Origin of the sequence: Sphingomonas sp. (genome assembly GCF_050725575.1) — a bacterium.
GTDB lineage: Bacteria > Pseudomonadota > Alphaproteobacteria > Sphingomonadales > Sphingomonadaceae > Sphingomonas.
In genome coordinates, this window is the sequence record NZ_JBOHHW010000044.1 from 17,343 (window position 1) to 41,273 (window position 23,931).

Here is a 23,931-nt window from a genome sequence, read left to right on the forward strand (position 1 = left end):
CTCGGGCTATTTCTTGCGCGGCCGCCCGCGCTTCGGGGCAGAAGCGACCGCCTCATCGGCATCCTCGACATCCTCCTGCTCAACCCCGGCAAGCGTGTTGGTGACGGTCTGGTGGAACGAGGTTCCCATCTCGAAGAAATCCCGCACCAGCGTCTCGAGCCGCGGCGCATCGCGCTTGACCAGCGCATCGACGATCTCGCGATGCTTGCTGTGATGGTCGAGCGCCAAGTCAACCTCATAATCGGCGAACAGGTTGATATAGCGCTCGATCCGGTTGCCGAGATCAGTCCAGATCCGCATCAGCAGCGGTGAGCCGCAGCCCGAGAGCAGGGTATGATGCAATCCGCCATAAGCGAGCTGCCAGGTCTCACGATGCTCCGGGCTGTCAAACAGTTTCGGCACCTTGAGCGAGCGGTGGAGCTGCACCACCACGGCCTCTTCCCAGGCGTCATCGCCATGGTCGAGCGCCATTTTCAGCATCAGCCGGTAGATGCGGCGATAAACTCCGACCAGATCGGCATAATCGGCGAGCGAGACCGGCGCGACGCGGTGGCCCTTTTGATGTTCATGCACCACCAGGCCGCCGGTGGTGAGGAGCAGGATCGCCTCGCGCACCGGGCTGTGCCCTACCTTGTAGAAATCGACCAGTTCGGCGATCTTGAGCCGTTCCATCGGCCTGAACACGCCGCGCACGATGTCGCGGCGGAGCCAGTAATGGACCGCCTGGGTGGGGTTGCGCTCTACATCGACGAACCCGCTGAGCGCGGGCGCGGTGAATGTGGCTACTGAGGGAAGATCTGTCGGCACCCGCATCATAGTAAACAGGCTGTGCGGCCTTGCAACCGACGCACGCGCCCTTTGCCGCAGAACCGGATGTTCCTGTGACACGCCAGCCATGGGTTACAGGGCGGTCGCGACAACCAGCAACGGGCCGCCCGCCAGCGCACGCACGGCAATCACGCCCGGCGCCGGATCGGCGAGCCGTTCACACCCCATGGCCTCGATCGCCGCGCCCCCGGGAAAATGCGCCACCGGCAGCACGATCTCGGTCGGCACAGCGATCGCCGGATCGGCATCGAAGGCGATCCTGAACACGCCGCTCGCTGCGTCGAAATTCTGTTCGGTCAGCACGCCCTGCACCGCGCGGGCATAGGGCCGCGCAAAGCCCTGCACCGCACGCCCGCCGCTGTCGGGATCGCCGTCATGCGTCGCCTGGTCGAGGCTGAAGATCGACAGATCCTCCTGGTTCCAGCCATCGCCCAGCGCCGCATCGTTGCGGTTGGACGCGGTATAGTTCCACAGCGTCCCGCTCATCAGATGCGTATCGAGCGCATCGTACATCGCGCCAAGTGCCGAGACATGGTCACGCCAGGGCGCGGTATCGCCTGCCCGCCACGCCGCATAGGCAGCGCCCTTATCGAGATCGAAGGGCAGGCCGAACTCACCGATCAGCGTCGGTGCGCCGCCCTCGCCCAGCGCATCGCCGAGGCGCTTGATCACACCAAGCTGCGCGGCATAGCTGGTTGCGCGGCGCGGCTCGACCTGCTTGGTCACCAGCGTCGCGAAATCATACCAGTGGCTGGCATTGACGCAGCGATCGGGCATGTCGCCCGGAAAGCCCATGCCGGTGAACGCCTTGAACGGATTGACCTCGGCAAAGACCAGCCAGTCGGGTCGCACCCGCCGTACCGCCGTCGCCATGGCGTGGAAGAAGGGCAGGACATGGTCACGTTCCGGGTCGACCACCACGCCATCGGGGCGGTCGAAATGATCCGGGCGCAGCGCAGTTTCGCCGTCATAAATGCCGGCTTCGGCGAACGGGCAGGCAACACCGTCACGCCAGATCCGCACGCCAGCCGGATTGGCAATGCGAGATCCGGCCGGCGCGACATCGAACCCCTGCCCGGTCCGCACCACCAGTGGAATGTCGCATGGCCGACCATCGGCGATCAGCAGCATATCGAGCGGGCTCATCGCCAGCCCCGGCCGTACCGGCTCGGGCTGCTCGGCGCTGCGCTCGCAGTGACGATAGGTCAGCGGCCGGCCGATCAGGCCGGTATCGGGTTCGTTGAGCGTGTCGAAGCCGATCACCTCGGGAATGTCCGCGACGCGTTCGGCAACGGCAGTCATCGCGGCGAGATACTCGCCCTGCAGCAGGTCCTGCACCGGTATGCCGCCGGGCTTGAAACCGGGCAGGAAACGCGTGCCGCCGAAGAACAGGGTCCACATGATCGCATTGGCGGGCAGGCGGTAATTGCTGCCCCAGCTCATTTGCGGATAAGCCGCCTGGCGCCCGCCAAGCGCGGCGTCGTAACGCTGCTGCATCAGATGCGCGGCATCGGCGTCGCCGAAACGGGTGAAGTCGAGCCCGACCGCCTCGAATATCCAGCCGGGCGCGCCGTCGCCGCCGGTCATGCGCGACCACACGTCCTGGTGGAAATCGATGAATATGGCAAAGCCGCAGGCCGCCGCCTTCAGGCAGACAGCGCGGAGATAATCGAGATACGCCTCGTCGCGCATCCCCGGCCCGGCATGCGCCACTGCTTCCCAGGTGGTGAGCAGGCGCAGCGCGTTGAACCCCCAGCGCGCCAGCCGGGCAAGATGCGCATCCGCCTCTGCGAGCGGGAACGGCCGACCGATAAAGCTGACGGTACGGTGATCGGCGAAATCGTCGCGCAGATGCGTGCCGGATACCGACGCCGGCAGTTTGCAGTCGCCGCCGAGATTGACCCCGCGCAGCAGCACATGGCGGCCCGACCGATCGACGAAGCGGGTCCCCCGGACATCAAGCACCGGCCATTTCCCGTGCCGCGTCGAAGCAGGCGTGCGCCGTGTCGATCAGGAATGCAGCATCAGCCCAGCGGTCGCTCTCCTCACGCGGCTGGCCGTCGGGGCCGGTGACCATACGGGGATAGAAGGAGCGCGGCGGGAGCAGTTCGGGCATGACGGTAAAATAGCCTCCTGGGGGTGCAGCGGCGAGGAAGCCGCGAAAGCTTTCGGTCCACATGCGTTTGAAGAAATCGAGATGCTTCGCGGCCGCCGGGTCGCTCGCGCTGAGCTGACCCATCGCGTTCGAGCACACGCGCAGATGCAGGAAGCGGGTGCGCGCAAACACCGGGCGCATCACGTCGAACTTCATTTCCATGTCGCCATAGGTCAGCTCATGGCCGATATACCAATGCGCGAAATCGCCGTTGAAGCGCAACTCGGGAAAGCGTGAGACCAGGTCGAGCGTGCGGCGGATATCCTGAGTCATCGTCGCGCGGTGAGTTTCGAGGAACAGCGGATGGCCCTCATGCGCCGCCGCTTCGAGCAATGCCTCGGCGAGCCGCGCCATCTGATCGTCATCCTCCACCCCGGTGCCGAGCTGCACCGTGGTGCAGTCGCAACCGGCGTCGCGCCAGCGCGCCGCGACGCCGCGCAGTTCCGCGGGATCGTGAAAGACGCGGGCAATGCCGGTCGGGATCAATCCGGCGACATGCGCCGCCGCCGGATCGAGCGTCTGGATGGTTTCATATCCGGCCTGTTTCAGCCGCGTATAGATCGCCGCCGTGTCGCCCTTCGGTCCCGCCGACCAGTCCGGCAAATCGGCGATGGTGATGAAACTCATACCGGCGGCGAGACGCGGCGCTGCCGTCGTCCCGTCGCGGGTGCCAGTGTCGATGCCGGGCGGTTCAGAAACCGACATCGAGCGACAATCCGATGCTGCGCCGCGATTCATAGGGGCGGAACTGGCTGAGGCTGCGCGCAGCGCCGAACGGGGTCGAGAACATCGCGACCACATAGTCCTTGTCGAGCAGGTTCTTGGCGTAGACCGACAGCTTCCAATGGTCGTCCTTGCCGGCCAGCGCGATCGCCGCGTTGACCAGGGTATAGCCCTCCTGCCGTGCGCGCGGATTATTGGGGAAGGCAATCAGCTGCTCAGAACGATAGCTTGCGCCGAGATCGAAGTGCAGCTTCAGATCGTCCGACAACGCCACGCCGTAGGACCCACCGAGATTGAATTGCCAGTGCGGGGAGAAGGGCAGCGGCTTTCCGGTCAAATCCTGCTGTATGCCGGCCGAGCCAGGCGGAGCACCGGGCAGGAGTTCGCATCCTTCACCGACCGTCTGGCCGCCGAAGCACGGCGCGTTGCGGAATCTGCCCCATTCGGCATCGACATAGGCGCCGCCCAGGGTCAGCGTCAGATCGGTCGGGTCGAGCGGCCGCCACGCCACATCGAACTCGACACCGCGGGTTTTCGCCTGGCTGCTGACGATCGGATAGGTCTGCGCAATCGGATCGCGGCCAGCGGTCTGATAATTGCTGACCCTGGTGTAGAAGAAAGTGGCGTTGAGCGTCAGCCGCTGTTCGGGCCAATAGGTTCGCAGGCCAAGTTCGTAATTGGTCGGCCGTTCGGGTGCGACCTCGCGCAATATGCCATTGCCGATATTGGTGTCGAAGCCGCCGCCTTTGAAGCCGCGCGTGACCGTGGCGAAGACATTGGCGTCCTTGTTGAAATCATATTGCGCGCCCGCACGCCACACCAGTGCGGTGGTTTCCTTGTCGGCGCTGGCGGCGTCGCGGACATTGTTGCGCGGGTCGAACCGGTCCTTGTCGACATGGACGCGTTCATTGACCACGCGCGCGCCGGCGATCAGCTTGAAGCGTTCGGCTAGGTTGATATTGGCCTGGCCGAACACTGCCATGTTGCGCGTCTCGGCAGCGATCCGCACCCGGCGACTGAAGAAGTTGAAGGGCACGCTGGTGAAGACCTGGGTCGAGCGCGAGATCACGTCTGAATCGAAATAATAGGCGCCCAGCACATAGTCGATCGTGCCGCCGGTCGGCGATGCCAGGCGCAGTTCCTGGCTGAACTGGTGCTGGTTGAAATCGGTGAAATTCACGTTGAGCAGATTGTCCGGCGAGGAATCGGAATCGAGCCCGTCATGCGATTGCCAGGCGCGCCAGGCAGTGATCGAGGTCAGCGTATAGCCATCGCCGAAACGGTAATCGCCCTGCAGCGAGAAACCCTTGCTGCGTGCGTTCGAGAAGACGTCGCCATCGACATTCTGTTCGAGATTACCGCGGCCCGGCACGATCCCCGCGGCAAGTGCTTTCCCCTCGGGTGAGATAGCCAAGGGCGTCCCTGCCACCTCGGCCAGGGTCCAGATGCAGCAATCCGAGGTACGCTTGAAATAGTCGCCGATCGCCGTGATGGTCAGGTCGGACGAGGGCTCATATTCGAGCTTGCCGCGAAAGCCGAACTCATCGCGGTTGTTGAGCTTGCGGCCGTCATAGATGTTGCGGATATAGCCGTCGCGCACATTGCGTCGCCCCGACAGCGAGAAGCGCAGCGTGTCAGTGATCGGCCCCGAGACATAGGCAGTGAAGCGGCGGTCATTGTCGGGCCAGGCCCAACTGACGCTTGCCCGCCCCTCAAATTCCTTTGACGGGCGTTTGGTCACGACATTGACCACGCCGGCTGAAGCGTTCTTGCCGAACAAGGTGCCCTGCGGACCGCGCAGCACCTCGATCCGCTCGACATCCGGCAGATCGGTAACCGAGGCGCCCGACTGACCGAGCACCACGCCGTCGAGCACATAGGCGGTGCTGCCCTCGATCGCCTCGGACGAGAAAGTGCTGGTACCGATGCCGCGAATGAAGAAGCCGAAATTGCGCGGGCCTGCAGCACTGATCAGGGTCACGCTGGGCACCAGATATTGCAGGTCGCTGGTCTCGTTGAACTTGAGCGCGGACAGCTGCGCATTGCCGACCACGGCGACCGATAGCGGCACATCCTGCAGATTTTCGTCACGACGCTGCGCGGTGACGATGATGTCGTTGCCGTCCTCCTGCGCGCTCGGCTTCGGCGCCGGCGCATCCTGCGCCGAGGCGGTGACGGGCATCCCCAGCACAGCGATCGACAGGCCGGACAGCAGGCATAGGCGATAGAATCCGATCTTTGACATGTTTATCCTCCCCAATCTTTTTTGTTGTTGGGTCGAATAAATTTATCAATTTTGAATTGATGTCAACGATTCAATCTAATTATGCAGCCGCGCACGTTCGTCAAAATCAGAAACGAGAGGTGCGATCTCCGATGACAAGCGCGGCTGGAACGTCATCGGGCGAACCGGAATACCCTGACTTCCATTCGGGCTGAGCTTGTCGAAGCCAAAGCGCTGCCCATGCCGTTCGACAAGCTCAGGGCGAGCGGGTTGGATCAATCCAGCCCGAAACGCACAGCGGACTTTACCCGGCAAAAGGCCGAGCTAACCGCCCGTGATCAGCCCCGCGGCGCCGGGATGATCCCGAGATCGGCAACCCGCCGTGCCCGCGCGTCGTCGATCTGCGGCCAGGGCACGGGATCGGGATAGGCACCGGTCGCCAGCGGCCAGGCGAGTGGCGTCGCACCGCCATCGATGACCCTGCCCGGCAGGATACCGCTCCGGTCGACCGAGGGATGGTGCTTGCCGTCCGTGCTGCGCGTGCAACCATCAGCGAAGTAGATCGCAGTATAGACGCGCCGCATTGCTGCCGAGGCATTGCCCATTGCCATGTGCATGGTCAGCCCATGATGGAAGATCACATCGCCCGGGCTGGCCGGCACGAAACGCGCATCCGCGGCGAGATCCTCAACGCCGTCTTCCCCGGAAAATATGTCGACGAAGCGCGCATCCTGCCGGTGCGATCCCGGCACATAGCCCATACCGCCGGTGCTGTTGTTCGCCTCGACGAATGGAATCCAGGCCGTGACCGTGCGATATTCCGCAATCGGCCAATAGGGATGATCCTGATGCGCCTGGGTCGGCGCACCGCCCGGTTCCTTGTACAGCGCCTGATCGTGCCACAATCTCAGCCGGTCGGACCCGACCAGCAGCGCCGCCACCGCGCACACCGCGGGATGGAAGGTCAGCGGCCGGACCGCGGGGAAATCCTCCCAGATATACTGGCATTGCAGGAAGCTTTGTTCGTAGCGTGACTTTTCCTGCAGCGAGCGCGTGTCGCGCGCTTTCCGGACCGCCACCGCCTGGTCGACGGCGGCGGCATAGCCGGCCAGTTCATCGGGCTTGATCAGGCCCGGCACGGCAACGAAGCCGTCGCGCGCATAATCGCTTTTCAGGCGCCCGAGTTCGAGACCGACGCGCATCACGCTCAGTTCCCGAGAATGAGGAACTGGCGGTCGGGGTCGTCCTGCAGGATTTCCTTGCCCTCCGCCGTCAGGGTCCGCGCACCGTCGGGCGCATATTGCAGGATATAGGCCTTGCGCACCGTCCCATCCTTCAGATTGGGGCCGGTGCGGTGCGGCGCGAGCGAGGAGAACAGGATGATGTCGCCCGCACGCGCCGGAACGCACACCGCATCCTCCACCTTCTCCAGGCATTTCAGCCCGATCGAGGTCGGCCAATGCTCAAGCGTGCCGCGCTTGTGCTGGCCCGGCGCGATCCAGGGGCAGCCATTTTCCTCATCGACATCGACCAGCGGGATCCAGAAGGTCAGATATTGCTGCGGCTCGATAAAGGTATAGCCATTGTCCTGATGCCAGGGGAATTCCTGCTTCTTGCCGGTCTTCTTGTACACCGACTGGTCCCAATAGAGCCGCACCCGCTCGCCCGAGAGATCGTGACACAGGTCCTGGATCACCGGATGCGCAGCGAAATCACGCAGTACCTCAGAGCGCGCGACGAGATGCGCGGCGAAGGTGATCGTCCCGGCCGAAGTCAGACGGAATTCACCGCCCTGCTGCTCCGCGACGAAGCGCTCATAGGCTTCCTCGATCGGGTCGATCGCCGCGGTGACCTCAGCGATTTCCTCCGGCGTGAAGGCGTCACTGATCAGCACGAAACCGTCGCGGTCAAACGCGTCGGCCTCGGCCGGAGTCAGCCGGCGCAGTGGCCGGTCGGCGGCGACATTCTGCCATGAAAAGCCCGCGCTTCGTGCATCCACAGCGCCTGTGCTGATCCGGTCTTCGACGGATATAACCACGGCTCTTTCTCCTTGATTCGATTTTTTTTTATATTTATGACCAATTTTTATCGAGTCCACACAAAAATGCGGGCGGAAAACTCGGGCGGCGGGCAACCGTCGGCGCCGTCAGGCGCGACCGTCACGCAAAATGAGGAGAGAGAGATGAGGAAGGCGTTTGCCGCTATTATTGCCACGACTCTGGTCATGGTCGCTCCATCCGCGGGGCTCGCCGCTCCCAACCTCCCGACCAAGCCGATCGAGCAGAAATATTATGCCGATGGGACCTGGGCCGTGTCGCAGACCGTGACCGCCGCCAATTGCGATTCCAAGGGCAGCGTCTGCGACATTTATTACCCGACCAATCTCGGCGCGGGCGGATTCAAGCATCCGATCATCGTCTGGGCCAATGGATCAGGCGCATCGCCGATCGCGCCCGCCACCTATGCCTTTTTCCTGCGCCATTTCGCCTCATGGGGCTTTGTCGTCATCGCGACGCGCGACGGCACCACCGGCGAAGGCCAGACGGTGATCGACAGCGCGAATTACATCAAGGCGCGCAATGCCGATTCGGGCAGCATCTTCTATAATCAGCTCGACACGACCAAGATCGGCGCAATGGGCCATTCGCAGGGTGCCGGCGGTGCGATCAACGGCATGCTGAAAACGACCAATCTCATCCGCACCGCGATTGCCATAGAAACCCCGCAACAGGCCTTTTGCAATCCGGCCACCAACTGCCTGCTGACCGCGACCCTGACCGGCGCGACCAGCGGCTCGATCTTCTATATCTCCGGATCCAATGACGGTCTGATCTCACCCGATACGCAATGGTTCGGGTCGCAGCTCAATTCCAACACCGCTTATTACAACGCGACCCCGGCCGCGCTGAACAAGGTCAAGGCGATCCTGAAAGGACCCAATCACAACGACATCCAGGGCACGCCGAACTGCCCCTCGGGCCTCGGCTTCTGCACCAATGGCGCGCATGGCTATCTCGGCTATCCGACCGCATGGATGATGTGGCAGTTGCAAGGCGCGACCGACGGCCAGCAGGCGTTCAAGGCCTCAGGCGGCGAGATCTTCACTGAAACCGCCAACTGGCAGAGCGTGCTCAGCAACGTGCCGTGATGCCAATCATTCGATGACGGCAGGGCCGGTATGGGTTTCCCGTGCCGGCCCGTTTTCAGGGCAGGAGCGGCCGATGGAAGGATCGGTCGTGGCGCAGGAAGCAGCGCGTTTCCTTCGCATAGGCGAGTGCCTTCGCCACCTCGGGATCGCTCGCGCTGGCGATGCGATACTGCTCATAGGCCGCCAGGCTGTCGAAGCTGAACAGGCAGAACGCCTCGTCGCTCGCCCCTTCCGCGGGCAGGAAATAGCCGTGATGCACCCCGCCAAATTTCGGCACCAGCGCCAGCCACATGCGCGAATAGATCTCGAACTCGGCGAGTTTGTCCTGATCGACGACATAGCGGACATGGCAGGTAATCATGGGCGGCTTCCTCACCGGTTGTACGCCGGCTGATAGCCGTGAAGGCAGGCTCCAACCATTCCCGGTATCGAAAAGATACTGGACGTGCGCTGCGGAGTTACTATATACCGATCGGTATGGAACAGACTCTAGCCCCTCCGCCGGTCAAAGGGCGGCCCCGGGAATTCTGCACGGAGGAAGCGCTTGCCGCTGCCCTGCGCGTGTTCTGGCGCAATGGTTACGAGTGCGCCTCGATGGCCGAACTGACCGCCGAGATGGGCATTACCAAGCCCAGTCTCTACGCTGCATTCGGCAATAAGGAAGCCCTGTTTCACAAGGCGCTCGACCTCTACGAGCGTGAAAAGCTTGCCTATACCGTCGCCGCTCTCGAAGCCCCGACCGCGCGCGGCGTGGCCGAGCGCTTCATGAACGGGGCGCTCGAGATGCAGATGAGCACATGCGACCCGAAAGGGTGCATGGGCGTGATCAGCTCAGTGTCGTGCGGCGGTGCTGAATCGATCAAGGCGGATGTCGCCGCGCGCCGTGTCTCGTCCGAGGCAGCGCTGATCGCCCGCTTCGAACGCGCCAAGCAAGAGGGCGATCTGCCCGAGACGCTCGAGCCCGATGCGCTCGCCCGCTATCTCTATGCCCTGCTCCAGGGGCTGTCGGTTCAGGCCGGATCGGGCGCGACATGCGCTCAGTTGCAGCAGCTGGTCGACACCAGCCTATCGATCTGGCCGACCCGCTAAAAATAAACATACCTAGCGGTACACAAAGTGCTTGACGCACTGCGGCATAAAGTTATATACCGTTTGGTATTGAAGTTGGACTCTCCCGTGAGCCCGACGGTCGGCTAGGGAGAACCCCTGATGACGAACAACTAATTCCAGCGCGGCGGGTCTCGGCCTGTCGCACTTCACCGATTTCAGACGGCGATCGTGGGCACCGATGGGTGCTTTCGCGAGCGGCGTATCATTGCCTGATGGCCAGTGCGGCGCAGAGGACAGCTCTTCTGCGGATGGTGCTGTGCGATCTAATTCAAGGGGATTTCCAATGGCTTATCTGGACATCAATAACGTCTCGGCCGCCCCGGTCATGGGTCGCGCCGCTGAGCGCCGCCCGGCAACCGCACCGGCCAGCTTCTCGCCGATCGAATGGAGCGTGATCGCGCTGGCCAAGCGCGACAAGATCAGCAGCCTGTCCGAGCCGAGCCGCCTGTCGCGCGCGTTCGGCAGCCTGTTCGGGCTGGGCACAACATCGCATCTCGCCGAGCCCCGGCTCGAAACGCTGCGCCGCCTCGCGGTTCATGCCTGGAAGCGCGGCTATGCGCTCCCGGCGTCCGAGGTCGCGCTGTTCCTGAAGGCCGGCTTCACCATGGGCCAGGCCGAGACATTGGTTGCGAGCGTCACCGGCGGACAAGTCGGTCAGCTCGCCTGGAGGATTGCCGCATGAATATGGTCACCCCGATCGATACCGAAAACAGCACGCCGGTCCGTCCGCTGCGTGACGGCTTTTCCCGCCTGCCACGGTGGCAGCGCGGGGCACTGATCATTCTCCCTCTCGCCTTGATCGGCGCGGCCGGCGCCAGGCTCGTCGATCAATCCCCGGCAGTGGCGGCGGCTCCCCCCCTCGCCGCCGTCACTGTCGCGGCTCCATTGGTGCGGGACGTCAGCGAATGGGACGATTATGTCGGCCGCTTCGCGCCCAGCCGCACGGTCGAGATCCGGCCGCGCGTCGCGGGTGAAGTCACCGGCATCCATTTCCGCGACGGCGAGATCGTGCAGAAGGGCCAGCTGCTCTTCTCCATCGATGCGCGTCCGTTCGCGGCCGCGCTGGCCGAGGCGCGCGCCAATGCCGCCAGCGCCTCGAGCGCTCTTGTTCTCGCACGGACCGATCTCGGCCGCGCGACCAAGCTGATCGATGACGAGGCCATTTCGGCCGGCGAGATCGATTCGCTGCGCGCGCGCGTCCAGGCGGCGACCGCCGCGCTTGCCGCCGCCAATGCGCGGGTCCGGGCCCGGTCGCTCGACGTCGAATTCACTCAGGTGCGCGCACCGATCGCCGGCCGGATCTCCGATCGCCGCGTCGATGCCGGCAACCAAGTGGCCGGCGGCGAAGGCACCGGCGGCACGGTGCTGACCACGATCAACGCGCTCGACCCGATCTATTTCAGCTTCGACGGATCGGAAGCTTTGTACCTGAAGACGCAGCGTGCGCGTCAACCGGGTGCCGAGCCGGCCGCGGTCGAGATCCAGTTGCAGGATGAGAGCGAGCATCGCTGGAAGGGCAAGCTCGACTTTACCGACAATGGCCTCGACCAGCGCTCGGGCACGATCCGTGGCCGTGCGGTGCTGAGCAATCCGAACTATTTCCTGACCCCGGGGATGTTCGGCAATATGCGCCTCGCCGCCGCGGGCAGCGCCAAGGCGCTGCTGGTGCCGGACGCCGCGATCCAGACCGATCAGGTGCGCAAGGTCGTGATGACCGTCGACGCCAAGGACCAGGTCGTCGCCAAGCCGGTGACGCTCGGCCCTGTCGTGGATGGCCTGCGCATCATCCGCTCGGGCCTTGCGCCCAGCGACCGGGTGGTGATCGCCGGGATCCAGATGGCCATGCCCGGAACCAAGGTCCAGCCGCGCGCCGGCAAGATCACCGGTGAAGCGTCGGCCCCCGCGCCACAGGTATCGTTGCCGGTGGCGGGCGAGGCGACGCTCGGCGCGCGCTAAGGATCGATAGCCCTTCGTCCGCGCCGCGCCTGTCGAACCACCCCCTCGACACGCCCGGCGCGGGCGAGACCCGCTGACGGCCCGAAAACCAAATTCCTTCATCAAGGACAGTCCTTATGCGCCTCTCGCGCTTCTTCATCACGCGGCCGATCTTCGCCGCGGTGATTGCGGTCGTCATCACCCTGGTCGGGGCGATCGCCTATCTCAGCCTGCCGGTGTCGCAATATCCCGACATCGTCCCGCCGACCGTAACGGTCAGCGCGGTCTATCCCGGCGCGAGCGCCGAGACGGTCGCGGAAACCGTCGCCGCGCCAATCGAGCAGGAAATCAACGGCGTCGACAACATGCTGTACCAGTCGTCGCAATCGACCGGTGACGGCAAGCTGGTCATCACCGTCACCTTCAAGATCGGCACCGACCTGGATGCCGCTCAGGTGCTGGTGCAGAACCGCGTCGCGGTCGCCGTGCCGCGCCTGCCCGAGGATGTACAGCGCCTCGGCGTCGTCACGCGCAAGACCTCGCCCGACTTCCTGATGGTGGTCAATCTGGTCTCGCCCGACGATTCGCTCGATCGCGGCTATATCTCCAACTATGCGCTGACTCAGGTGCGCGACCGGTTGAGCCGCATCGACGGCGTCGGCGACGTGCAGCTGTTCGGCAGCCGCGACTATTCGATGCGCGTGTGGATCGACCCCGGCCGTGCCGCCGCGCTCGACCTGACCGCGGGCGAGATCGTTGCCGCACTGCGCGCGCAGAACGTCCAGGTCGCCGCCGGCACGCTGGGGCAGCCGCCCTATGCCACCGGCAATGCGTTCCAGCTCAATGTCGAGACGCAAGGCCGCCTGACTGATCCCAAGCAGTTCGCCGATGTGGTGATCCGCACCGACGCCGATGGCCGCCAGGTCAAGGTATCGGACGTCGCCCGGGTCGAACTCGGCGCGCAGGATTATGGCTCCAACACCTATCTCAGCGGCAAGCCGACCGTGATCGTCGCCGTGTTCCAGCGCCCCGGATCGAACGCGCTGGCCGCGGCCGAAGGCGTCAACGCGGCGATGAAGGACATGTCGGCCCGTTTCCCCAAGGGCCTTGCCTATAGCGTCATCTACAACCCGACCGAGTTCATCTCGCAGTCGATCGACGCAGTGAAGGACACGTTGTTTGAGGCAATCCTGCTGGTCGTGCTCGTCATCCTGGTCTTCCTGCAGAAATGGCGTGCGGCGATCATCCCGGTGGTCGCGATCCCGGTCTCGCTGATCGGCACCTTCGCGGTGCTGGCCGCGATGGGCTATTCGCTCAACAACCTGTCGCTGTTCGGCCTGGTGCTGGCGATCGGCGTGGTGGTCGATGACGCGATCGTCGTGGTCGAGAATGTCGAGCGCAACCTGGAGCATGGCCTGTCGCCACTGGAGGCGGCGCGCAAGTCGATGGACGAAGTGTCCGGCGCACTGGTCGCGATCGTGCTGGTGCTGATCGCGGTGTTCATCCCGACCGTGTTCCTCACCGGCCTGTCGGGCGCGTTCTACCGCCAGTTCGCGGTGACCATCTCTACCGCGACGGTGATCTCGCTGATCCTCTCGCTCACTTTGTCCCCGGCGCTTGCCGCAATCCTGCTCAAGCCCAATGCGCAGCAGGGCGAGGGCAACCGCTTCACGCGGCTGCTGCGTCGCGCCGCCAACGCCTTCAACCGCGGGTTCGAGCGGCTGAGCATTGGCTATGCCGCCCTCACCCGGCGGCTGGTGTCGGCGCCGAAGAAGATGATGACCGCCTATGCCGCGCTGATCGCGATCACGGCAGGCGTGTTCTGGGCGACGCCGACCGGCTTCATCCCGGCACAGGATCAGGGTTACTTCCTGACCGTCATCCAGCTGCCGCCCGGTTCCTCGGTCGAACGCACCGACGCGGTGATGCGCAAGGTTGCCGCGCGCATCCTGCCCGGTGCCGGCATCAAGGGCGCGGTGATGCTCGCTGGGTTCGACGGGCCGTCGCAGACGCTCGCGCCGAATGCCGCCGCCGCATACTTCCCGCTCAAGAGCTTCGAGGAGCGCAAGAAGCTTGGCGTCAGCTTCCCCGAGATCATGGCCCAGGCGCAAAAGGCGACCGCGGACATCACCGAAGCGCGGCTGATGATCGTGCCGCCGCCCCTGATCCAGGGCATCGGTTCGGCCGGCGGCTATCGCCTGATGGTCAAGGACCAGGAAGGGCGCGGCTATGATCAGCTGGCCAAGACATCGACTGACCTGATCGGCAAGGCCAACACCACCAAGGGGCTGAACCAGGTCTATACCTTCTTCGAAACCGCCACCCCGCGCGTGTTCGCCGATGTCGACCGGACCAAGGCCAATATGCTCGGCGTGCCGCCGGAGCGGGTGTTCGAGGCGCTGCAGGTCTATCTCGGTTCCGCGTTCGTCAACGACTTCAACCTGCTCGGCCGCACCTATCGCGTCACCGCACAGGCCGATGCACCGTTCCGCAACACGACCGCCGATATCGCCAATCTGAAGACGCGGTCCAATTCGGGCCAGATGGTGCCGATCGGGTCGGTCTCGACCTTCAAGGACAAGACCGGGCCGTACCGCGTGGTGCGGTACAACCTGGCCCCCGCGGTCGAGGTCGATGGCGACACCGCGCCGGGCTATTCTTCGGGCCAGTCGCTGGTCGCGATGGAGAAGCTCGCCGACTCCACCTTGTCCAGCGGTTACAGCCATGAATGGACCGGCATCGCCTATCAGCAAAAGGCGGCGGGCAGCACCGCTGGCCTGGTCTTCCTGATGGCCGTGGTGTTCGTCTTCCTCGTCCTCGCGGCGCAGTATGAGAGCATCACTTTGCCGCTGGCGATCGTCTTGATCGTGCCGATGTGTCTGCTCGCGGCAATGGCCGGGGTGAACCTGCGCGGGATGGACAATAACGTCCTGACCCAGATCGGCCTGGTGGTGCTGATTGCGCTGGCTGCGAAGAACGCGATCCTGGTGGTCGAGTTCGCCAAGCAGGCCGAGGACCAGGACGGACTGTCGCCGATCGAAGCGGCAGTGCGTGCGGCCAAGGACCGGTTGCGGCCGATCCTGATGACCAGCTTTGCCTTCATCCTCGGCACGGTGCCGCTGGTGACGGCAAGCGGCGCGGGCGCCGAGCTCCGCCAGGCGCTGGGCACCGCGGTGTTCTTCGGCATGATCGGGGTGACTGGCTTCGGCCTGCTCTTCACGCCGACCTTCTATGTGGTTTGCCGGGCACTGGCCTTGCGGCTTGGCCGCAAGCGCCGGAACGGTTTGGCCTCGGGAAATCAGTCCTCCGAAGGCTCGGCACCCACACTTCAGCCCGCCGAATAGGAGCGGCAGATATGAAACAGATACTCTTCGCAACGCTGTCATCGCTGGCACTTGCCGCCTGCGCCGCCGGCCCCAACTATGTCGCGCCGATCCCCGCTCCCAAGGCGGCGGCCCCGTTCATCGGCGCGACCAACCCCGCCTTCACCACGGCGGCCGCCGACGATCACTGGTGGCGGCTGTACCGCGACCCGGTGCTTGACGGCCTGGTCGCCGACGCACTGGCGGCCAATACCGACATCCGCGTCGCGGTGGCGCGGCTCGACAAGGCGCGCGCCTCGCTGCGCGGCGTCCGGTCGGACCGGCTGCCCCAGACCAGCATCGGCGCGAGCGGCACTTATGGCCGGTCGCCCGAGACTCAGCGCCTGCCCGGCAGTGCCGCTGAAGACAGCGCGTTCGATGTCGGCCTGAGCGTTTCGTACGAGCTCGACCTGTCGGGCCGGGTCAAGCGCAACATCGAAGCGGCGCGCGGCGATGTCGCGGCGGCCGACGCCGATGCCGACGCGGTGCGCGTCTCGGTCGTCTCCGCCACCACCCGCGCCTATGTCGACGCCGCCTCCTCGGCCGAACGGCTCGCGGTGGCGAAGCGCATCGTCGAACTGCTCGACAAGTCGGCCGGCCTGACCGGCAAGCGAGTCGAGGCGGGCCGTGCGGCCAAGCTCGACCTGGTGCGCATCACCACCTTGCGCGACCAGCGCGCCGCCCTTGTCCCGTCGATCGAGGCCGACCGGCAGGCTGCCCTGTTCCGCCTTGCCACGCTGACCGGACGCACGCCGCAGGACCTGCCGGCGGCCGCGGCCGAGCGCACCACCACCCCGACGCTCGACCAGGCGATCCCGGTCGGTGACGGCGCGGCCCTGCTCGCGCGGCGTCCCGACATCCGTGCAGCGGAGCGCCGGCTCGCCGCCTCGACCGCGCGGATCGGCGTCGCCACGGCGGAACTCTATCCGCAGATCTCGCTTGGCGGATCGATCGGGTCGACCGCGACGAGCATCGGCGACATGTTCACCGGCGGGGCGCTGCGCTGGTTGCTCGGCCCGCTGATCAGCTGGTCCTTCCCCAACCAGGAAGCCGCACGCGCCCGCATCGCGGCGAGCGAAGCGGACAGCCGCGGGGCGCTGGCCGAGTTCGACGGCACGGTGCTGCGCTCGCTTGAGGAAACCGAGAACGCCCTGTCGAGCTATGCCCGCGAGATCGAGCGCAACGCAGCCTTGCGATCGGCGCGCGACGGCGCCGAAGCGGCAATGCGCATCACCCGCGCCCGCCAGCGCGCCGGGCAGATCGACTTTCTCGATGTGCTCGATTCCGAGCGCACCTTTGCCGACACCCAGGCGGATCTCGCGGCGTCGAGCGCGCGCATCGCCAGCGCGCAGATCGACCTGTTCCGCTCGCTTGGCGGCGGATGGGACAAGGCCGATGTCGCGGCGGCCGCCGCGGTGAAGGCGGGCGGCAGCAAGGGCCGCTGAGGCCGGGCAGGCCCGCCGCGTCTCACGCGCCGGGCGCCTTTTGAATCGGGCGCCGGATGCGCCCAACAGAGCGGCATTTTCCCGCAGGATTTCCCGCAGCTGCGGGACGTGCTGCGGGAAAATGCTTTTTTGGGCGTTCTGCGGGAATCTGCGGGAATTCCTGCGGGAATTTTGATGGAGCCGAACGGGAATTTTGCGGAGGCTCTGCGGGAAAATCGGGAAATGTCCGGGGTGCCATGATCTGCTCGTCTTTCGGTGCTGCGCGACTCTAATTTCGTCGGAAAGCATGACAGGAACGGCAGGGCGGTTGAATCAGCGGAACCCCCGCCCGGCCCATGCGTCGAAGTGGGGACGCAATCGAGCAGGAGCAGGACAATGCTCACCGACCGCGACCCGCAAGAGCCGCCGCCGGACGAGCGGTGCGGCGATGATTTCAGGACGATCGACCGGCGCGTCGCGATCGCCCGCGGCGGGATCGCCCTGGCGGGCCTCGTCCTCCTCTCCGCCTGCAAGAAGGAGCTTGCCATGCCGACCAAGCCGACCATCGCGCGAATCTGGCCCGGGCGCACCCGGCGCGACGTTGCCGACCGGTACGAGCCCTATCTGCGCGCCGAGGGCATCCCGCCGCTGGAGAAGACCGCGCTTGGCGTCCAGCTGTTCCGTGAGGATCGCGAGGACGAAACCTGGTTCGTGACCATCTCCTATTGGGCGGACATGCAGGCAATGACCGCCTTTACCAAGGGCGATCCGACCAAGGTGCATCATCTGGACCGCGACAAGGAGTTCCTGATCGAGCTGCCCGAGCGGATCGAGATTCTGCGCATCCTGGAGGATCGGCAGGGGTTGCGGTGAGCCCGGTGCGGGATGCGCGCCACATCGATCCGGCCATATGCCATGAAGAGGAGAGCAGGATGACCGTTCCCGTGCAGCATCGCCGGACGACCGTCGGCGGCGTGGACATCTTCTATCGCGAGGCCGGCCCCGCCGATGCGCCGGTCGTGCTGCTCCCGCATGGCTATCCCTGTTCGTCGTTCGAGTTCCGCAACTACATGGCGCAGCTGGGCGATCGCTGGCGCTTGCTCGCGCCGGATTTTCCGGGCGCCGGGTACAGCGCGACGCCGGACAGCTTCGCCTATGATTTTGACGGGTTCGCGACCTTTCTCGGCCAGTTTGCCGATGCGCTGGGGGTGGGACGCTTCGCGCTGTATCTGCACGATTTCGGATCGCAGATCGGGCTGAGGCTGGCGTTGCGCGATCCGGCGCGGATCGCCGCGCTGATCATCCAGAATGGCGACATTTACGAGGATGTGCTCGGCCCCAAATATGCCGGTTTGAAACAGATCTGGACGCTGGACCGTGAAGCGGGTGTGGCGAAGTTGCTCGAAACGATTACCGCCGAGCATTTCCGCGACGAATTCCTCAACGATGTGCGGCCCGAACTGGCCACGCGCATCCCGCCCGATCTGTGGGAATTGCACTGGCCGCTGATGACGGCGCAGCGGCGCGAGATTGCGGCGCGCATCATCTACGACCTGAAGGACAATGTGGCGTGGTTTGCGCGCTATCAGGCCTATCTGCGCGAGCACCGGCCGCCGGCGCTAATCCTGTGGGGACCCCAGGACGGCTATATGCCGGAGGCGTCGGGTCGCGCGTATCTGCGCGACCTGCCCGAGGCGGAGCTGCACATGCTGGATGGCGGGCACTGGCTGCTGGAGACGAACCTGGTCGAGGCGGTCGAGCTGACCGAAGACTTTCTGGAGCGAGTCTTTCGAAACGCCGATCGGGCTTAGACGCATGGGGAGCAACGAGACGCCCGTACCTGCCGACCCTGTCGATAATGTCGACCTGCACCGCGCCCGATGCCGCGGCTTACGGCAGCGCCGCAGCAATGCTGTTTTCGACAATCAGAAAGAGCGCGCCGGTTGCAGTCCGGCAAGGAATGATATGCCCGATCCTGTGCGATGGTTGAATCGTTGCCGGCGCCGTGGCCGAGGAGAGCAGGCCGCGGGCTGCGGGAGATATGGGACACCGGATGTGCCATATCTTGTCCCGCGGACGCCTGGCACGATTCCCATATAATTCGTTATATATCAGATAGTTAATCTTATATTCAGTCTCAGAGCGGGTCATGCTTATCCCGTCGGACATACCACCCTTTATTGCTTTCCCGGCGCAGTCCGGGGCCCAGTTGGAAAGGTCGAAGTACCGAAGCGCGGCAGCAGTTACCGCCTGTTTCCCGACTGGGCCCCGGCCTGCGCCATCTTATCTTTGCTCGCGGGGGATAAGCACCGAACATCGTCCGGAGTGACGGCATGGCGGGCGACGAGCCCCCACAAAAACGATTGCCGATCCGACCCTACCCGCCCCAGCTCTCGCCCCACAGCCGCATCAGATTCGCCCCGAGCAGCTTCTCGATCCGCGCCGCTTTCCAGCCGCGCGCCGCGAGATCGTCGGCGAGCATGCGGAAGCGCATCGGGCTGTTGTAATCCGCGACATAGTTGAACACGTCCGGCCCTTCGCCGGGCGCGGCGATGCCCTGGGCGGTGCGTTGTTCGTAGAATTTGCGCTGCTCGGCGCGTGCCTTGTCGTCGATCACCAGCGCGCTGGAGCCGCCATCGGTGCCGATCGAGACATGATCCTCGCCGCAGACATTCACGGCATGCTCGAAATGGCGGATCAGGTCGTCGCGCGTCGGTTTGCCCGAGGGCACCAGGAACGGCATGTAGTAGATGCCGACCACCCCGCCCTTGTCGGCCGCCGCCTTCATTTCCGCATCATAGACGTTGCGCGGATTGTCATGCAGGTCGCGGCAGCCGGTATGGCTGATCGTCATCGGCCGCGTCGACGCGGCGATCGCCTCGGCGATGGTCTCGCGGCCCAGCGCCGAGATGCCGCCATTGCCGCGTTCGAGCGCCCCGTCGCCGGACAGGTTGCGGCGGTTATAGGTCAGCTGGATGATGCGCACGCCCAGGTTCTTGAACAGCGTGATGCGGTCAAGCTGCGTGCCGATCGCACTGGTGTCCTGAAAGCCGAACACCAGGGCGACCTTGCCGTCGCGCTTGGCAGCGACGATGTCGGCAGCGCGCGTCGCCTTGACCAGCAACTCGGCATTGTCGGCGATCAGCTGATCATTGTCGGCGATGCCGGCCACGGCCTTTTCGAACGCATCGGGAAGGTTGCCGGGATCACTGACCGTCACGTTGAACGCGGTGGTGCCGGAGCGTAGCAGCTCGACCCGGCCCCGCGCGGAAAAGCGCGTCTGCCCCTCGACGGAATCGGGATCCGACGGCCCGCCCAGCCCATCGATGACGATCGCCTTGCGCCATGCCTCTTCGGGATAGCCGGCGGCGAAGGCGATCGACGGTGTGAGGGCGAGCGGGCTTGCGGCGATCAGTTGCAGCGCGGTGCGGCGGTTCATGGCGGGTCCCCCTTTTTTGGGGAGAGTGCCTGTGTGGGGTTGAGGGGGCAAGGTGCGAAACGACGCGAAAGCGGACGACCGGCGATTTCCTGACGCCTATCCCTTCACCGAGGAGGAAAGCCCAAGACTGGCGCTCATGTTGACAAGTTCGGCCAATGATCGTGCGTGCATCTTTTCCATCACCCGGCCGCGGTGTTTCTTCACGGTAATCTCGGTGATGCCAAGGTCGCCGCCCACCTGTTTGTTCATACGGCCCGAGACAACTCCGGCCATGACCTGGCGCTCGCGGGGACTGAGATCCGCATAGCAGTTGCGGAGCGCTTGCAAGGCCGCCTGATCACCGACAGCCGCCCGGCTACGCTCCAGCGCCGCGCTAATGGCATCCAGCATAACCTGCTCGCCGAAAGGTTTGGTCAGAAACTCCACCGCACCGGCTTTCATCGCCCGCACGGACATCGGTATATCGCCGAAGCCGGTGATGAAGATGATCGGCATGTCGCCCCGCTCGCCAGCGATAGCCATCTGAAGATCGAGGCCGTTAAGGCCCGGCAGGTTGACGTCGAGGACGAGACAGTTTGCGCCGGTCGCCGGCGGGCATGCCAGAAATAGATCGGCCGATTCGAACGTGCGCGCACGCCAGCCGGCCACCTCGATCAAGGTCTCGAGCGCCTCGCGCACGAATTCGTCGTCATCGACCACGAACACGGTCGGCGTGTCATCTGGCAGGACTGATTTTGTTGCCATGATAAGGGGCCATTGTTGGCGATCTGCGACGGAGGTCAATTGCATAGCACATCCTTGCCGGAAGCAAGCGCATCATGGACCGCTTCGATCATCGCGGTCTCGGTGAAAGGCTTCTTCAAAAAAGCCACGGCGCCTCGCCGCAATAATTTCGACCCCAGGGCCTCGTCGGAATCGGCGGTGATGAAGACGATGGGGATGTCGAGGTGGCGCGTAGCAAGCTCCAGCTGCAGTTCGGGGCCAGTCATGCCGGGCATGGTCACGTCGAGCACCAGGCATCCGGTGCGATCGAGGCTTTCCGACGCGAGAAACTCGGCGGCCGAGGAGAAGGGCTGGGCCTCCAGACCGAACGATCTCAGCAAATCGGGCAAGGCCTCGCGGACGAATTCATCATCATCCACGACCGACACAAGTTTACGCTTTGCCATCATGCATCCTTCGAGACTGCTTCGGCGCCCGCGACGTCGCAGGGAATCGAGCACGAAAATGTCGCACCGGGTCCATCCGCATTGGACGCTGCCCAGAGCCGTCCCCCATGGCTTTGAATGATCGACTGGCTGATCGAGAGCCCGACGCCCATGCCCTCGCTTTTGGTGGTGTAGAAAGTGTCGAACAGTCGATCGAAATTCTCAGGTGCGATCCCGCTGCCCGCGTCCCGAACCGAGAGACGGATCTGACCTGACTCGCCTGGGGCCGTCTTAATCCGGAGAGTCCGCGGCCTGCCGTCGACCGTGAGCATTGCGTCCCTGGCATTGAGGACCAGATTCAGAATGACCTGCTGGAGCTGGATACGATCACCGCGAACGCTCGGCAGAGCGTGAGCGAAATCGGCTTGTACATCGACCCGGGCGCTCCGCAGCTCGCTTGAAGATAGGGCGAGAACTTCTGCTGCCGCCTCATTCAGATCCACCGCTTCAGCCGCCGGTTCCTTCCGGACGAACATGGCCCTGAGTCGAGAAATCACCTCGGACGCGCGATTGGCGTCGCGAATGGTGCGCTGTGCCGTGGTTTGGGCAAGGTCCAGGTTCGGGGGATCGGACGCCAGCATGCGCAGGCAGGTGCTGGCGTTGGTGACGAGGGAGGTAAGCGGCTGATTGACCTCGTGGGCGATCGACGCGGTCAACGCGCTCAAGGTCGCGACACGCGCCACATGAGCAAGTTCGGCGCGCGCCTTGTTCAACGCTTCCTCGGCGACCTTGCGCTCCGTCACGTCCTGAACGGCGCCAATGATCACGGGTCGCTCGGCGGCGTGCTCGATGCGGTGTCCCACAGCATGCAGATGCTTCAGCACACCGCTGGCCGTCACGATCCGATAGGGCAGATCGACGTCCACCCCGGCTGCGGCACCCTCAAGCGTGGCCGCGAACGCTGGCAAGTCCGCCGGATGGACGAACTGTGCCACCAAATCCGTGGTGATGGTGGTTGCCGGGTCCAACTCGAAGATACGACAGAGTTCCTCGGACCAGAGAAGCTCGCCCCTGTCGAAATCCCAGGTGAAGCTGCCGGTCTGGCTCAGCCGCTGCGCTTCGGACAAATGGACGTAAGCGCGCCGAAGGTCTGTGTCGTCCGATTGACGGCTGGGTTGAATCTCCATTCCGGTCCTCGTGGTGGCTTCAGCGTGACACAATGCAATCGTCGAGCGGCTTCCGTCGATGGTCCATAGGTATCCCTCGCCGAATGACGCGGCGCTTGCACCTCCGATGGATGCTCGCGCGGACGCACAGAATTGCTGTGCGAGCCCCGGAGCACTGACTTACATTTTATCCTCAAGGCGATCGTGGAGGGCGGAGCGGACGAAACTTGCAATCTGTTTATGGTCCCTTGGTATACTCGCTGCGATTTTCTCAAAGAGGACAGTATACTTAGGTGTGCAGCACCCTTTGGTACCATTTTTTTCGGACATTATTTAACGGAAGATGCTCCTCGTCAGTCGAACAACTCGCTGACCAGCGCCAAGGCGCAAAGGAGAACTGCCATGATTTCGCAATCTTCCAACAATATTTCGCAAGAAATTTCTGCTCCCTTCAGCAACGACGGCGTCGCCGTTCGTCCTTTTCGAGTCGATGTGCCCGAATCCGAACTTGCCGACCTGCGGCAACGCCTGGCGAACGCACGGCTTCCCGAAAAGGAAACCGTCGCCGACTTCAGTCAGGGTGTGCCGCTCAAGACCATCGAGCAGGTTCTTGCCTATTGGCGGGATCGCTATGACTGGCGGAAAGTCGAAAGCCGGCTGAACAGCTATCCACAGTTCATCACCGAGATCGACGGGCTGGACATTCACTTCATCCATGTGCGGTCCAAGCACGAAAACGCCCTGCCGGTGATCGTGACGCACGGATGGCCCGGCTCGATCCTCGAGCAGTTGAAGATCATCGATCCGTTGATCAACCCGACGGCCCATGGCGGCAAGGCTGAGGACGCGTTCCACGTCGTGATCCCGTCGATGCCCGGCTATGGTTTCTCGGGCAAGCCGACGTCGACGGGCTGGGGTCCGGAGCGGATCGCCGGTGCCTGGACCACATTGATGCGGCGCCTCGGCTACAAGAAGTTCGTGGCACAGGGCGGCGACTGGGGCGCTGTGGTCACCGATTTCATTGGGGTTCAGGCGCCGTCCGAACTGCTTGGCATTCACACGAACATGCCCGGCGCAATTCCACCGGAGATCGACTCGGCATCGGCCTCCGGCGCGCCTGCACCGGCCGGTTTGTCAGAGGAGGAGAGGGTCGCCTATGAACGGCTGGTCTTCCTCTACAAGCATGTTTCCTACGCCATCTGGATGGGGGATCGACCGCAATCATCGGCCGCTTTGGCGGACTCTCCGATCGGTCTTGCGACCTTCCTG

20 protein-coding genes are annotated in these 23,931 nt (G+C 64.2%); 9 read left to right on the plus strand and 11 right to left on the minus strand.

Annotation, left to right across the window (positions count from 1 at the left end):
- Nucleotides 1–6: 6 nt before the first annotated feature.
- The 6 genes from ACRECS_RS21775 to ACRECS_RS21800 form a co-directional block, all read right to left on the minus strand.
- A complete protein-coding gene (locus ACRECS_RS21775; protein ID WP_431585060.1) occupies nt 7–807 on the minus strand; it encodes a GntR family transcriptional regulator in 801 nt (266 codons plus the stop codon).
- 93 nt (nt 808–900) lie between these two features.
- The gene (locus ACRECS_RS21780; protein WP_431585061.1) at nt 901–2,793 is read right to left on the minus strand and encodes a cellulase family glycosylhydrolase; all 1,893 of its coding nucleotides are present in this window, start codon (nt 2,791–2,793) and stop codon (nt 901–903) included.
- Complete coding sequence (locus ACRECS_RS21785; protein WP_431585062.1) at nt 2,786–3,688, minus strand: hypothetical protein; 903 nt, start codon at nt 3,686–3,688, stop codon at nt 2,786–2,788. Before ACRECS_RS21785 ends, ACRECS_RS21780 begins: the two co-directional genes overlap by 8 nt.
- Nucleotides 3,675–5,951: a TonB-dependent receptor gene (locus tag ACRECS_RS21790; RefSeq protein WP_431585063.1), complete on the minus strand. Its 2,277-nt coding sequence runs from the start codon at nt 5,949–5,951 to the stop codon at nt 3,675–3,677. The genes ACRECS_RS21785 and ACRECS_RS21790 overlap by 14 nt, the downstream gene beginning before the upstream one ends.
- Nucleotides 5,952–6,268: 317 nt before the next feature.
- Nucleotides 6,269–7,132: a phytanoyl-CoA dioxygenase family protein gene (locus ACRECS_RS21795; RefSeq protein ID WP_431585079.1), complete on the minus strand. Its 864-nt coding sequence runs from the start codon at nt 7,130–7,132 to the stop codon at nt 6,269–6,271.
- A 5-nt stretch (nt 7,133–7,137) separates the two neighbouring features.
- Complete coding sequence (locus ACRECS_RS21800; RefSeq protein WP_431585064.1) at nt 7,138–7,968, minus strand: phytanoyl-CoA dioxygenase family protein; 831 nt, start codon at nt 7,966–7,968, stop codon at nt 7,138–7,140.
- 144 nt (nt 7,969–8,112) lie between these two features.
- Here ACRECS_RS21800 and ACRECS_RS21805 point away from each other — a divergent pair, with 144 nt between their 5' ends.
- Nucleotides 8,113–9,078, plus strand: a complete 966-nt coding sequence (locus ACRECS_RS21805; protein ID WP_431585065.1) for a hypothetical protein — start codon at nt 8,113–8,115, stop codon at nt 9,076–9,078.
- A gap of 55 nt (nt 9,079–9,133) precedes the next feature.
- On the opposite strand, the gene ACRECS_RS21810 is transcribed toward ACRECS_RS21805, so the two are convergent.
- A complete protein-coding gene (locus ACRECS_RS21810) occupies nt 9,134–9,439 on the minus strand; it encodes an NIPSNAP family protein (RefSeq protein WP_431585066.1) in 306 nt (101 codons plus the stop codon).
- 116 nt (nt 9,440–9,555) lie between these two features.
- Here ACRECS_RS21810 and ACRECS_RS21815 point away from each other — a divergent pair, with 116 nt between their 5' ends.
- The 7 genes from ACRECS_RS21815 to ACRECS_RS21845 all read left to right on the plus strand — a co-directional run bounded on the left by ACRECS_RS21815 (nt 9,556) and on the right by ACRECS_RS21845 (nt 18,720).
- The gene (locus tag ACRECS_RS21815; RefSeq protein WP_431585067.1) at nt 9,556–10,167 is read left to right on the plus strand and encodes a TetR/AcrR family transcriptional regulator; all 612 of its coding nucleotides are present in this window, start codon (nt 9,556–9,558) and stop codon (nt 10,165–10,167) included.
- Between the two features lie 304 nt (nt 10,168–10,471).
- Nucleotides 10,472–10,870 carry a hypothetical protein gene (locus tag ACRECS_RS21820; protein ID WP_431585068.1) on the plus strand — a complete coding sequence of 133 codons (399 nt, stop codon included), beginning with the start codon at nt 10,472–10,474 and terminating at the stop codon, nt 10,868–10,870.
- A complete protein-coding gene (locus ACRECS_RS21825; RefSeq protein ID WP_431585069.1) occupies nt 10,867–12,144 on the plus strand; it encodes an efflux RND transporter periplasmic adaptor subunit in 1,278 nt (425 codons plus the stop codon). The genes ACRECS_RS21820 and ACRECS_RS21825 overlap by 4 nt, the downstream gene beginning before the upstream one ends.
- 116 nt (nt 12,145–12,260) lie before the next feature.
- Nucleotides 12,261–15,467 (plus strand): efflux RND transporter permease subunit, encoded by a 3,207-nt coding sequence (locus tag ACRECS_RS21830; protein WP_431585070.1) that lies wholly within the window; start codon nt 12,261–12,263, stop codon nt 15,465–15,467.
- Between the two features lie 11 nt (nt 15,468–15,478).
- Nucleotides 15,479–16,930, plus strand: coding sequence for an efflux transporter outer membrane subunit (locus tag ACRECS_RS21835; protein ID WP_431585071.1), 1,452 nt, complete (start codon nt 15,479–15,481; stop codon nt 16,928–16,930).
- Between the two features lie 375 nt (nt 16,931–17,305).
- Nucleotides 17,306–17,782: an antibiotic biosynthesis monooxygenase family protein gene (locus tag ACRECS_RS21840; RefSeq protein ID WP_431585072.1), complete on the plus strand. Its 477-nt coding sequence runs from the start codon at nt 17,306–17,308 to the stop codon at nt 17,780–17,782.
- Nucleotides 17,783–17,841: 59 nt separating this feature from the next.
- The gene (locus ACRECS_RS21845) at nt 17,842–18,720 is read left to right on the plus strand and encodes an alpha/beta fold hydrolase (protein ID WP_431585073.1); all 879 of its coding nucleotides are present in this window, start codon (nt 17,842–17,844) and stop codon (nt 18,718–18,720) included.
- 566 nt (nt 18,721–19,286) lie between these two features.
- On the opposite strand, the gene ACRECS_RS21850 is transcribed toward ACRECS_RS21845, so the two are convergent.
- The 4 genes from ACRECS_RS21850 to ACRECS_RS21865 all read right to left on the minus strand — a co-directional run bounded on the left by ACRECS_RS21850 (nt 19,287) and on the right by ACRECS_RS21865 (nt 22,683).
- A complete protein-coding gene (locus tag ACRECS_RS21850; protein WP_431585074.1) occupies nt 19,287–20,348 on the minus strand; it encodes a dipeptidase in 1,062 nt (353 codons plus the stop codon).
- Between the two features lie 96 nt (nt 20,349–20,444).
- Complete coding sequence (locus tag ACRECS_RS21855) at nt 20,445–21,137, minus strand: response regulator transcription factor (protein ID WP_431585075.1); 693 nt, start codon at nt 21,135–21,137, stop codon at nt 20,445–20,447.
- Entirely contained in the window at nt 21,128–21,517 is a 390-nt protein-coding gene (locus tag ACRECS_RS21860; protein ID WP_431585076.1) for a response regulator transcription factor, read from the minus strand. Before ACRECS_RS21860 ends, ACRECS_RS21855 begins: the two co-directional genes overlap by 10 nt.
- Nucleotides 21,517–22,683, minus strand: coding sequence for a PAS domain-containing sensor histidine kinase (locus tag ACRECS_RS21865; RefSeq protein WP_431585077.1), 1,167 nt, complete (start codon nt 22,681–22,683; stop codon nt 21,517–21,519). Before ACRECS_RS21865 ends, ACRECS_RS21860 begins: the two co-directional genes overlap by 1 nt.
- Before the next feature lie 132 nt (nt 22,684–22,815).
- On the opposite strand from ACRECS_RS21865, the gene ACRECS_RS21870 reads away from it, so the two are divergent.
- On the plus strand, nt 22,816–23,931 hold a 1,116-nt coding region (locus ACRECS_RS21870; protein ID WP_431585078.1), incomplete at its 3' end, for an epoxide hydrolase family protein.

What these genes read in the sequence shown, in the direction of transcription:
- ACRECS_RS21825 (WP_431585069.1), top strand. Translation starts at nt 10,867, where the DNA reads ATGAATATGGTCACCCCGATCGATACCGAAAACAGCACGCCGGTCCGT.
- ACRECS_RS21845 (WP_431585073.1), top strand. Translation starts at nt 17,842, where the DNA reads ATGACCGTTCCCGTGCAGCATCGCCGGACGACCGTCGGCGGCGTGGAC.
- ACRECS_RS21795 (WP_431585079.1), bottom strand. Translation starts at nt 7,132, where the DNA reads ATGCGCGTCGGTCTCGAACTCGGGCGCCTGAAAAGCGATTATGCGCGC.
- ACRECS_RS21850 (WP_431585074.1), bottom strand. Translation starts at nt 20,348, where the DNA reads ATGAACCGCCGCACCGCGCTGCAACTGATCGCCGCAAGCCCGCTCGCC.
- ACRECS_RS21820 (WP_431585068.1), top strand. Translation starts at nt 10,472, where the DNA reads ATGGCTTATCTGGACATCAATAACGTCTCGGCCGCCCCGGTCATGGGT.
- ACRECS_RS21840 (WP_431585072.1), top strand. Translation starts at nt 17,306, where the DNA reads ATGCTCACCGACCGCGACCCGCAAGAGCCGCCGCCGGACGAGCGGTGC.
- ACRECS_RS21865 (WP_431585077.1), bottom strand. Translation starts at nt 22,683, where the DNA reads ATGGAGATTCAACCCAGCCGTCAATCGGACGACACAGACCTTCGGCGC.
- ACRECS_RS21810 (WP_431585066.1), bottom strand. Translation starts at nt 9,439, where the DNA reads ATGATTACCTGCCATGTCCGCTATGTCGTCGATCAGGACAAACTCGCC.
- ACRECS_RS21815 (WP_431585067.1), top strand. Translation starts at nt 9,556, where the DNA reads ATGGAACAGACTCTAGCCCCTCCGCCGGTCAAAGGGCGGCCCCGGGAA.
- ACRECS_RS21835 (WP_431585071.1), top strand. Translation starts at nt 15,479, where the DNA reads ATGAAACAGATACTCTTCGCAACGCTGTCATCGCTGGCACTTGCCGCC.
- ACRECS_RS21855 (WP_431585075.1), bottom strand. Translation starts at nt 21,137, where the DNA reads ATGCAATTGACCTCCGTCGCAGATCGCCAACAATGGCCCCTTATCATG.
- ACRECS_RS21805 (WP_431585065.1), top strand. Translation starts at nt 8,113, where the DNA reads ATGAGGAAGGCGTTTGCCGCTATTATTGCCACGACTCTGGTCATGGTC.
- ACRECS_RS21790 (WP_431585063.1), bottom strand. Translation starts at nt 5,951, where the DNA reads ATGTCAAAGATCGGATTCTATCGCCTATGCCTGCTGTCCGGCCTGTCG.
- ACRECS_RS21830 (WP_431585070.1), top strand. Translation starts at nt 12,261, where the DNA reads ATGCGCCTCTCGCGCTTCTTCATCACGCGGCCGATCTTCGCCGCGGTG.
- ACRECS_RS21860 (WP_431585076.1), bottom strand. Translation starts at nt 21,517, where the DNA reads ATGGCAAAGCGTAAACTTGTGTCGGTCGTGGATGATGATGAATTCGTC.
- ACRECS_RS21785 (WP_431585062.1), bottom strand. Translation starts at nt 3,688, where the DNA reads ATGTCGGTTTCTGAACCGCCCGGCATCGACACTGGCACCCGCGACGGG.